Origin of the sequence: Nostocoides veronense (genome assembly GCF_039531185.1) — a bacterium.
Lineage (GTDB): Bacteria > Actinomycetota > Actinomycetes > Actinomycetales > Dermatophilaceae > Nostocoides_A > Nostocoides_A veronense.
Window position 1 is genome coordinate 40,794 of the sequence record NZ_BAAAPO010000003.1, and the last position, 6,961, is coordinate 47,754.

Consider the following 6,961-nt stretch of genomic DNA (forward strand, 5'->3'; position numbering starts at 1 on the left):
AGCGGCGGAGGAACGCGCCGAGCAGGGCGGACGTTTGGGCATGCGGCGAGGGCGAGTCGTAGACTCCCCCGTGGCCCCCGCTCGGGCCCGCTCATCTTGCACGCCCACATAAGGACTCTCCATGCACTCGGGCCTGGCTACCGCCACCGCGTCCAATGGCATACCGATGGCCAATCTGCTGCTCTTGCTGCTGCCATTGCTCTTGCTCTTTTGGATGGTGACCAATCAGCGGCGCCGGATGCGCACCGTGCAGACCATGCAGCAAGCCTTGCAGGTTGGCGATGAGGTCGTGATGACCTCGGGCCTGTTCGGGCGGATCGCCGCTTTCGAGGGCGAGAAGGTCGTGTTGCAGGTCGCCCCCGGAGTGCAGTTGCGCTTTGATCGGCGCGCGATCGGCGCCAAGGCCCCGGACGCGCCGGACGCGGTCAGCCCGGCCGACGGGGTGGAGAACTGATGGCGCGCACGTCTCGACCCGATGTTGAGAAGCGGACCTTGATCGGGTTCATCCTGCTCATCGTCGCGCTGGGCGCGGTGCTCGGCGGCGCCCACTGGCGCAGTGATGCGCAATTCGCGCCGAAGCTGGGTCTGGACCTGCAGGGTGGCACGCAACTGATCCTCAAGCCGCGGCTCGTGGGGGACCAGACGGTCTCGAGCGAGCAGGTGGCGCAGGCCCGCGACATCATCGCCGAGCGCGTGGACTCGCAGGGTGTGTCGGGGTCCGAGGTCACCACGCAGGGCGCGGACAATATCGTCGTCTCGATCCCGGAGAACCCAACGCGCCAGCAGGAGGAGAACCTCCGGCGCTCGTCGGCCCTGCAGTTCCGTCCCGTGCTCGTGGCGGAGCCCACGACGCCCGTGCCGACCCCGACCGCGGGCACGCCGTCCTCGTCCAGCACCAGCGACGGCTCGACGGGCTCCTCCAGCACCAGCGACGGCTCGACGGGCTCCTCCAGCACCTCGGGCAGTTCCAGTGCGTCGACATCGTCGGCCTCGGACACCTCTTCGTCGTCGCAGCGCCGGGCGGCCGCGACCAGCACGTCGGGGTCCGAGAGCTCGACATCCGCCACCTCGTCGGAGTCCAGCACCTCGGGAAGCACCTCCACTTCCGGCTCTGGCACTGAGAGCCCCGCCACGCCGACGGCGAAGCCGACCAGCACGACGGACCAGAACTGGGTCACGCCGGAACTCATGTCAGCCCTGGCCGCGTTGAACTGCGGCGATCCGGAGGCAACCGCCGGAATCGTCGATGACCCCGCAAAGCCGCTGGTCACGTGCAGCACCGATGGCACCGAGAAGTACATCCTCGGTCCGGTCGCCGTTGGTGGCTCGGATATCACCAATGCCGTCGCGGGCTATCAGCTCGGCCCGACAGGGCAGCCGACGAATACCGTCGAGATCCAGCTGACTTTCGACTCCAAGGCCGCCAAGACCTATGGCGACCTCTCGATCGAGATGCTCAACCTGCCGTCGCCGCGCAACCGGCTCGCCTCGACCCTCGACAGCCAGGTTCTCATTGCGCCCTCCTTCAACTCCGCCATTCCCAATGGTCAGGCCTCCATCACTGGTGGCTTCGGCTTCCAGGAGGCGCAGGACCTCGCCAAGCAGCTGAAGTTCGGCGCTCTGCCGATCTCCTTCGACCTGCAGACCCGCAGCCAGATCAGCCCGACGCTCGGCGAAGAGCAATTGCGCCTCGGCCTGTTCGCCGGCCTGATCGGTCTGCTGCTCGTCGTCGGCTACTCCCTGTTGCAATATCGCGCTCTCGGCCTGGTCACGGTCGGATCGATCGTCATGGCGGCCCTGATCACCTATCTGGTGATCACCATCCTTGGCTGGGCGCAGAACTACCGCCTGGACATGGCCGGCGTGACGGGTCTGATCGTCGCGATTGGTGTCACGGCCGACTCCTTCATCGTCTACTTCGAGCGCATCCGTGACGAATTGCGTGAAGGCCGCACCCTGCGCACCGCCGTCGATGTCGGCTGGCGGCGGGCCCGGCGCACCATCCTGGTCGCCGATGGCGTGAACTTCCTTGGCGCCCTCGTGCTCTACCTGCTCGCGAGTTCGAGCGTCCGCGGCTTCGCCTTCACCCTTGGCCTGACCACGCTCATCGACATCATCGTCGTCTACTTCTTCACCCATCCGGTCGTCACCTTGCTGGCCCGCCGGCGCTTCTTCGCCGAGGGCCACCCGTGGTCCGGCGTCGACCCGGATCGCCTCGGCGCCAAGCCGAGGTATGTCGGTCGCGGCCGCTTCGCCGGCCCCGCACCCACCGGTGCGGCAACGCGGGGGGCGAGCGGGCGGCATACGGCCAGCACGACCGAAGGGAGCCGGGCATGAGCAAGTTCTCCGATTTCGGCAACGACCTCTACACCGGAAAGCGCTCGATCGACTTCGTCGGCAAGAGGCGCACCTGGTATGCCATCTCCCTCGTCGCCCTGCTGATCGCTCTTGCCGGCATGGGTTTGCGCGGCCTGAACCTCGGCATTGAGTTCACCGGCGGCTCGGAGTTCCGGGTCTCGCAGGTGAGCATCCCGGACAACTACGAAAGCACAGCGCAGGACGCCGTCCGCAGCACTGACGCCGGACAGACGGCCAAGGTCAGTCGGCTCGGCAGCGATACCGTTCGCGTCCAGACCGAGAAGCTTAACGATGCGCAGGTCAGCGACGTGCGGGACGCGCTCGCGAAGGCCTTTGACACCAATGCCGACAAGGTCAGTGCCTCCTTCATCGGGCCATCGTGGGGTGAGTCCGTCAGCAAGCAGGCGTTGCGGGCGCTCGTCGTCTTCCTCATCCTGACGATGCTCGTCATGGCGCTCTACTTCCGTACCTGGAAGATGGCGGTTGCCGCGCTCGTCGCGCTCGCGCATGACTTGGTCTTCACGGTCGGCTTCTACTCCTTGACCGGCCTGGAGATCTCGCCGGCGACGATGATCGGCTTCTTGACGGTCCTCGGCTACTCGCTCTATGACACGGTCGTCGTCTTCGACAAGGTCCGCGAGAACACCCAAGAGGCCTTCGCCAACAAGCGCTCCACCTTCGCCGCTGCCGCGAACCTCGGTGTCAACCAGACCGTCGTGCGATCCATCAACACCACGGTCGTCGCGCTGCTGCCGATCGCTGCCGTGCTCGCGGTCGCCTTCACGCGCCTCGGCCCGGGCACCCTGCTCGACCTTTCCCTGGCGTTGTTCATCGGTATGGCGGTCGGTGCCTACTCCTCGATCTTCATCGCCACCCCGCTGCTCGTCAGCCTGCGGGCCAAGGAAGAGGCGGTCGTCGCGCTCGACAAGCACGCCGCCCGGGTGCAGGACAAGGTGGCCAAAGCGACGGTGGCGGCAGCGGCCCCGGCCGGCCGGGGTTCGGCGGCGGCGCCCCCGACCCCGACCGCGCGCCCGATCGGCGGCGACCCCGCCTCGGCGCTTGAGGACTCGGTCCCGGAGACGGGCGGGACGGTGACCGGTCGCGCGGTGCACAAGTATGCGCAGTCCGGTCCCCGCAACCAGCCCCGCAAGCAGCCGAAGTCCAAGCGCTGATGAGCACCGTTCAGGAGGTCGTCGCGGCCACTATTCGTGACGTCCCCGACTTCCCGAGCCCGGGGATCCTGTTCAAGGACATCGGCCCGCTCGTGGGCGACCCGGAAGCCTTCGGCGCCGTCATCGAGCACTGGCGCGGCCGGCATACAGGCAGCATCGACAAGGTCGTCGGAATCGACGCCCGCGGCTTCATCTTCGGCGGCGCCCTGGCGCTGGCGCTCGGCGTGGGGTTCGTGCCGGTGCGCAAGGCTGGCAAGCTGCCCGGGGCGACCATCGAACGGTCATACGACCTGGAGTATGGCCAGGCAACCCTGGCGGTGCAGGCCGATGCGTTGACGCCGGGGGAGCGGGTTGTCGTCGTCGACGATGTGCTGGCGACGGGCGGGACCGCGGAGGCGGCGTGCGAGCTGATTGAGCAGGTCGGCGGGGTGGTCGCCGAATTTCTCGTGGTTCTCGAACTCGTGGCGCTTGGCGGAAGGGACCGGTTGACCGGTCGCGTCGTGGAGGCCCTGGCGTCGGCCTGAGAAAAGTACCGACTACCCTCTGTTCATGGAAGAGGGCGTCACTACTCGCACCGCGCACACCCCCGCGCCGAGTCCCACCGCACGCAGCCGGGCGCGGATCCGCCTGGAGCGGCTCAGCCGGCCTCGCACCTCGACAACCAACCCCACGCTGGAACCGCTCTTCGCGCTCGTGCGCGCGAACCATCCGCGGGCCGACCTGGGGATCATCGAGCGGGCCTATGAGGTCGCCGAGCTGGCCCACCGGGAGCAGAAGCGCAAGTCGGGCGAGCCCTACATCACCCACCCGCTGGCCGTCGCCTCGATCCTCGCGGGGCTGGGTATGCCGCCCGACACGCTCGCTGCCGCCCTGCTGCACGATGTGGTCGAGGACACCGACTACCCCCTCGCCGAGATCGAGCGGCAGTTCGGCGCGGAAGTCGCCGGCATGGTCGACGGGGTGACCAAGCTCGACAAGGTCAAGTTCGGTGATGCGGCGGTCTCCGAGACGCTGCGCAAAATGGTCATCGCCATGGCCGGCGACATCCGGGTGCTCGTCATCAAGCTCGCCGACCGCCTGCACAATGCACGCACCTGGCAGTACGTCCCGGCCGCGTCCGCCGAACGCAAGGCCACCGAAACCCTCGACATCTATGCTCCGCTGGCGCACCGGCTCGGCATGAACACGATCAAGTGGGAATTGGAGGATCTGTCGTTCAAGACGCTCTATCCGAAGATCTACGACGAGATCAAGCGGCAGGTGGCCAGCAGCGCCGATGAGCGCAGCGAGTACCTCGAGAGCGTCAAGAAGGAGATCAAGGCTGACCTGTCCGAAGCGCGGGTCAAGGCGACGGTCACGGGGCGACCGAAGCACTACTACAGCGTCTACCAGAAGATGATGGCCGGCGGGCGGACCTTCGACGATATCCACGACCTGGTGGCCCTGCGGGTGCTGGTCGACACCTCGCGCGATTGTTATGCCGCCCTGGGCGCCCTGCACGCGCGGTGGAAGCCGCTGAGCGGGCGCTTCAAGGACTACATCGCGATGCCGAAGTTCAATATGTACCAGTCGCTTCATACGACCGTGATCGGCCCGGCCGGCCGACCCGTGGAGGTGCAGATCCGCACCTGGGATATGCACCGGCGGGCCGAATATGGCGTCGCGGCGCACTGGAAGTACAAGGAGAACAAGTCCACCGGCCGCCACGAATTGGCGACCAGCGATACCGGTCCGCTCGGGGATATGTCGTGGCTGAAGCAGGTCATGGACTGGCAACGCGAGACCGCCGATCCCGATGAATTCCTCGACTCGCTGCGCTTCCAGATCAACACCCGCGAGGTCTATGTCTTCACCCCGAAGGGCGATGTCCTGTCCTTGCCCGCCGGGTCCACCCCGGTGGATTTCGCGTATGCCGTGCACACCGAGGTCGGGCACCGCACGGTGGGGGCTCGCGTCGCGGGACGCCTGGTGCCTTTGGAATCGGTGCTCGAAAATGGTGATGTCGTCGAGGTCTTGACGACCAAGGCCGAGGGCGCCGGGCCGTCGCGCGACTGGCTGACCTTCGTCCGCAGCCCGCGCGCGAAGAGCAAGATCAAGCAGTGGTACTCCAAGTCACGGCGCGACGAGGCGATCGATCGAGGCAAGGACGCCATCGCCAAAGCCCTGCGCCGCCAGCACCTGCCACTCCAGCGGATGATGACCGCCGAGTCCATGACCGGCGTCGCCACGGACCTCCGCTACACCGATATCCACGCGCTCTATGCCGCGGTGGGGGAGAACCACGTCTCGGCCCAGCACGTCGTCGCCCGTCTGACCGCCGCCTTCGGTGGGGTCGAGGGCGTCTCCGAGGACACAGCGGAGGTTCAAAACCCGAATCGGCAAATGCGCGCCCGCTCCGACGACCCCGGAGTGCGCGTCAACGGGATGGATTCCAGCGATATCGTCGTGCGGCTCAAGCGCTGCTGCACCCCCGTGCCGGGCGACGCGATCCTGGGCTTCATCACCCGCGGCGATGGCATCGCGGTGCACCGCACCGACTGCACCAATGCCGGGAGCCTGCGCGCGCACCCGGACCGCCTGGTCGATGTCGAGTGGGCGCCACGCGCGGGTTCGGTCTTCCTCGTTCAGATCGTCGTCGAGGCGCTGGATCGCAACCACCTGCTTGCCGATATCACCCGGGTGCTGTCGGACAACTCCGTGAACATCCTTGGCGCCCAGGTGCATACGACCAAGAAGCGGGTGGCCTACTCCACCTTCATGTTCGAAATGGGCGACCCCGCCCACCTCGAGCACGTCCTGAACGCGGTGCGCAATGTCCAGGGCGTCTTTGACGTCACCCGCGGCGGCGCTGCCCCCACCCCCGACTTCGCCTGATCGGGCATATTGCGCGTGTGGTCCAGGGGGTTGACTAACTTCTGCTAGCAGAGGTTAGTCAAATCCGCCATCTTGCAAGGTCTGCGGATTCAACTAACGTCTGCTGATATGGGGGGTGTGTTTGTCAAGGGGCAGGGGTGAGCGCCGCCGGGCTGGCTGCTCGGCGGCGCTCTATTCGTTCTCGGGCTTGGTCCGGGGGTCGGCGTGTCTGTCGACGGCGCTGTCAGTCTGATATGCGCGGGTTGGTTACCGCAGGACGGTGCTTCGAAGGGTGCCTTGCCACGGGTCTAGGAGCGAGCGTGGCCGCGGGGGCTGCTCAGAGCAGAATCGTGGGGTGCTCCCGGCGCTACCGGGTTCCGGATCGGGTTGGGCGAGAACGAAACTCGTGGCGGAGGTTAGTCCATGACGGCCAACGCCCAGGCGTGTCCGGCGAGTTCTCGGGCGACCGCGACGACCGCGGTGGTGCGCTTCTTCTTCCGTGCCTCGAATGCTGCCCAGCGACCATTGAGGCGTCGGTTCGCCTGGTCAGCTCGGGCGACCACCGGGCCGGGTGCTTT

General features: G+C 66.9%; 5 protein-coding genes. All 5 read left to right on the forward strand.

Annotated features, from left to right (window positions below; translation table 11 throughout):
* Positions 1–121 precede the first annotated feature (121 nt).
* Genes yajC through ABD225_RS00890 form a run of 5 tightly spaced genes read left to right on the forward strand, consistent with a single transcriptional unit; the run spans position 122 to position 6,404 of the window.
* Positions 122–454, forward strand: coding sequence for a preprotein translocase subunit YajC (gene yajC, locus ABD225_RS00870; protein WP_344079888.1), 333 nt, complete (start codon positions 122–124; stop codon positions 452–454).
* Between the two features lie 38 nt (positions 455–492).
* The gene (gene secD, locus ABD225_RS00875) at positions 493–2,337 is read left to right on the forward strand and encodes a protein translocase subunit SecD (RefSeq protein WP_344079891.1); all 1,845 of its coding nucleotides are present in this window, start codon (positions 493–495) and stop codon (positions 2,335–2,337) included.
* Positions 2,334–3,530: a protein translocase subunit SecF gene (secF, locus tag ABD225_RS00880; protein ID WP_344079894.1), complete on the forward strand. Its 1,197-nt coding sequence runs from the start codon at positions 2,334–2,336 to the stop codon at positions 3,528–3,530. The genes secD and secF overlap by 4 nt, the downstream gene beginning before the upstream one ends.
* On the forward strand, positions 3,530–4,054 hold the full coding sequence (locus ABD225_RS00885) for an adenine phosphoribosyltransferase (RefSeq protein ID WP_344079897.1): 525 nt from the start codon (positions 3,530–3,532) through the stop codon (positions 4,052–4,054). Before secF ends, ABD225_RS00885 begins: the two co-directional genes overlap by 1 nt.
* Before the next feature lie 25 nt (positions 4,055–4,079).
* Entirely contained in the window at positions 4,080–6,404 is a 2,325-nt protein-coding gene (locus ABD225_RS00890; protein WP_344079900.1) for a RelA/SpoT family protein, read from the forward strand.
* Positions 6,405–6,961 lie beyond the last annotated feature (557 nt).